The sequence below is a fragment of the Neobacillus bataviensis genome (assembly GCF_019969725.1).
The window spans coordinates 1-1,474 of record NZ_JAHXYW010000040.1 but is presented as its reverse complement, the minus strand read 5'-3'; the positions used below and the strand labels follow the sequence as shown (position 1 = coordinate 1,474).

Here is a 1,474-nt window from a genome sequence, read left to right as displayed (position 1 = left end):
TAAACTGTACCCGATAGAGTAGACACTAAAAAAAGGTCTGCCCTATCGGGTACTTTTATGTATAATGAATAAAAAATGTGGGAATCGGAGAATAATTTTATGTCAAAAAAACTCTTCAACGATAAAGAAATAAAAATCCTTTCTAATAATCAATATGTCAAATCTGTCAGTACAAAAGGCATTACCTATACGGATGAATTTAAAAGAATTTTTATTGCTGAAACCGAAAATGGAAAATCACCACGACTGATCTTTGAGGAGAAAGGTTTTGATGTTGATATCATTGGTATCGTTAGAGTAAATAGAGCAGCTCATAGATGGCGTGTAGCTTATAATAAATCGGGAGTAATGGGACTTCAAGATACACGTAAAGATTATTCTGGGAGACCTGCTAAAAGAGAACTTAGCTTAGAAGAAAAAAATGCAAAATTAGAAGCTCAAATTCAATTGTTGCGAGCTGAAAATGAATTACTAAAAAAGTTAGACATGATGGAAAGGGGGCTGGAGAGAAACGAGTAAAAGTATCTGCGGAACAGAAATTCCTTTTAATTCGTACAGTAATTGAAAAGTATGAACTTAAAAATATGGTGAGTTACTTATGTGATATATCTGGAGTTTCTCGGTCTGGTTATTATAATTATTTTTCTCCTAAATCTCAGGAAAAAAGAGATCGCCGTGAAAAAGAAGATTTAATCTTAAGAGAAAATATTTTGAAGGCGTTTCATTTTAAGCACCGTCATAAAGGTGCACGGCAAATTAAGATGACGTTAAATGGACAGTTTGATATTAAATATAACTTAAAACGAATCCGAAGGATTATGAAGAAATACAAGATTATATGCCCTGTTAGAAGAGCCAACCCGTATAAAAAGATGTTGAAAGCTACCCATGAACATTCGGTACTACCGAATTTACTTAACCGTGAATTTAAACAAGATATCCCAGGTAAGGTATTACTTACAGATATTACTTATTTATATTACGGAAAGGGAAAAAAGGCTTATTTGTCGACCATCAAGGATGGTTCAACCAATGAAATATTAGCTTATAACGTATCTGATCGATTAACATTGGATTTAGCAACGGATACATTGGTAAAGTTAAAGAAAAATAGACGTGTAATATTGGCAAAAGAAGCCTATATACACTCAGATCAGGGCACACACTACACTAGTCCCACTTTTCAAAAATTCGTAAAAAAACTCGGACTGGGACAATCAATGTCAAGAAGAGGAAACTGTTGGGATAATGCTCCACAGGAGTCATTTTTTGGTCATTTTAAGGACGAAGCATATATAAAACCCTGTAATTCTTTAGAAGAACTTAAAAAGGAAATTAGAAGTTATATGACCTACTATAACAATTACAGATATCAATGGAATTTAAAGAAGATGACCCCTGTAGAATACAGAAATCATCTTCTCGATGTGGCATGACCTTTTTTAAAAATGTCCTTTACAACGGGTACACTTTA

At 33.3% G+C, this 1,474-nt stretch carries 1 protein-coding gene; it reads left to right on the top strand.

Annotation, left to right across the window (positions count from 1 at the left end):
* The first annotated feature begins 99 nt into the window (after positions 1–99).
* A protein-coding gene (locus LC455_RS30925; protein WP_223596789.1) for an IS3 family transposase occupies positions 100–1,436 on the top strand; the annotation gives its coding sequence in 2 pieces (ribosomal slippage) (positions 100–484 and positions 484–1,436; 1,338 coding nt in all).
* Positions 1,437–1,474 lie beyond the last annotated feature (38 nt).